Source organism: Streptomyces sp. NRRL F-2664 (genome assembly GCF_000719345.1).
GTDB lineage: Bacteria > Actinomycetota > Actinomycetes > Streptomycetales > Streptomycetaceae > Streptomyces.
In genome coordinates this window covers 1-2179 of the sequence record NZ_JOFX01000167.1, presented here as the reverse complement: position 1 = coordinate 2179, position 2179 = coordinate 1, and the positions used below count along the sequence as shown (strand labels likewise).

Below are 2179 nucleotides of genomic sequence, written 5' to 3'. Positions count from 1 at the left end.
ACCTCCGTGTGTGGTGTGGAGCCTAGACACCTCCACCACACCGGAGGTCTTCGCCATGATCAAGACCCAGCCCTGTTAACAACGCTCGTGATCAATACACCTAGGCCGCGCCCCCGCCGACCGGGCCGGGCCTGCCGATCACACCGGATCCCCCGAACACGCCCCGCCCCGCCGACCGGGCCGGGGCCGCCGGCCCCCCCGGCCACCGCCCCCCGGTCACCGCCCCCGGTCACCGCACCGGCGGATGCGTGGCCAGCCAGTGCCGGGCGATCTCCTCCCGCGTCGCGATCCACGCCCCGCCCCGCTGCGCGACGTGCCGCAGGAAACCGTCGAGCGCGCGGATGCGCCCCGGCCGCCCGGTGATCCGGCAGTGCAGGCCCACGCTCATCATCCGCGGCCGGTCCCCGCCCTCGGCCCGCAGCGTCTCGAAGGTGTCGACGAGGTAGGCGAGCATGTCGTCCGCGGTCGTGAACCCGTGGACGATCAGGAACTTGAAGTCGTTCGCATCCAGGCTGTACGGCACCACCAGGTGCGCACGGCCCTCCACCTGCACGTAGAACGGCAGGTCGTCGGAGTAGTCGTCGCTGTCGTAGAGGAAACCGCCCTCCGCCGCGACCAGCCGCCGCGTGTTCGCACTGGTCCGGCCGGTGTACCAGCCCACCGGCCGGCGGCCCACCAGCCGCGCGATCGTCCTGGCCGTATCGGCGATGTCCGCCCGCTCGACGTCCTCGGGCACGTGCCGGTAGTCGATCCAGCGCCGGCCGTGCCCCGCCACCTCCCAGCCGGCGGCCCCCATCGCCCGGGCCGCGGCCGGGTTGCGCTCCAGCGCCTGCCCCACCGCGTACACCGTCAACGGCACCCCGTGCGCCGCGACCGTGCGGTGGATCCGCCAGAAACCGGCACGCGAGCCGTAGGCGAACATCGACTCCACGTTCAGGTCCCGTCCGCCCGCCACCGGTGGCGCCCCGACGATCTCGTGGAGGTACCCCTCCGACGTCGCATCGCCCTCCAGGACGTTCTGCTCTCCACCCTCCTCGTAGTTCAGGACGAGGCTGACGGCGACACGGGCCCCGCCGGGCCACGCGGCGTGCGGCGGCTCGGCACCGTACCCGACGAGGTCACGCTGCTGTTCGGACACGGCCGCACCCTACCGCCGCCGCCTTCCGCAGCCCCGAGGGCGCGGCCGGGCGGCAGCGGGCGCCCGCGAGGCAGCTGCCCCCCCGGTTCGCCGTGCGGGGTCTCGGTGCAGCTGTCCACCGCGGGGCCGTGACCGGTGCCCGTGCAGGAGCCAGGACGTCGGCGGACGTCGGCGGCGGTGAGGGGCGGGCGGTGCGAGACTGGCGCCGTGACGGGTACCGACCGGCAGAGGGACCGGCAGCTGGAGCAGGCCATCCTCCAACTCCTGCACCACCGGGCCCCGACCGCGACGATCTGCCCCTCCGACGCCGCGCGGGCCGTGTACCAGGGGGACGGCGACGGCTGGCGCGCGCTCATGGAGCCGGCCCGCCGCGCAGCCCGGCGTCTGGTCGCCGCCGGAAAGGTGGAGATCACCCGGGGCGGCCGCCGTGTCGACCCGGACCGGGCCCGCGGCCCGATCCGGATCCGCCGCGTGCGCTGACCCCCTGCGCGGGCGGCCGGGGAAGGCAGCCCCGAAGCAGCGCATCTCCTTGGAATCCGGTGCAATTCGGACATTCGGCCTGTCTCTTTACGGGGTACGGCCGGTCACGCTGGGTGAGATCCGGGGGTGGTGGGGGTGAGCCGCCCCATAGGACCCACGTCACACACGAGGCGGGATAGTAGGCCCCCAAGGCCCCCTTGCGACCGGTCGTATCCCGCTTCCACCTGCGCGGATCCGGCCCCGCCGGGTCCCGGGTCCCCGGCCCCCGACTGCGAAGGCCTTTAGTAATGGCGGTCGTTGCCAGGGTGCGGGGCCGTCGGTAGAACTGGATGAGTCGCCGGGCGGCACGGGTCGTTCACCCGCCGCCGACGAACCCCTCTCCACCGCGTGAGTGGCTCACGCATGCTCCGGCATGCCGCGACCGCCCCTTGTCCCCTGTGGAAGGTATCTCCGTGTCCCACGCCGTCATCCGCCGCATCGCCGCCTCCAGGAAGACCCTCGTCGGCTCCGCCCTCGCCCTGGGCGTCGCCGGTTCCATGCTCGCCACGGTCCCCGCCCAGG

General features: G+C 73.8%; 2 protein-coding genes. One reads left to right on the top strand and one right to left on the bottom strand.

From position 1 onward, the window contains the following. Positions 1-229 precede the first annotated feature (229 nt). Positions 230-1138, bottom strand: a complete 909-nt coding sequence (gene puuE / locus IF89_RS0135025) for an allantoinase PuuE (RefSeq protein WP_030777025.1) — start codon at positions 1136-1138, stop codon at positions 230-232. Positions 1139-1345: 207 nt separating this feature from the next. On the opposite strand from puuE, the gene IF89_RS0135020 reads away from it, so the two are divergent. After that, complete coding sequence (locus IF89_RS0135020; RefSeq protein ID WP_030777022.1) at positions 1346-1618, top strand: DUF3253 domain-containing protein; 273 nt, start codon at positions 1346-1348, stop codon at positions 1616-1618. The last annotated feature ends 561 nt before the right edge of the window (positions 1619-2179 follow it).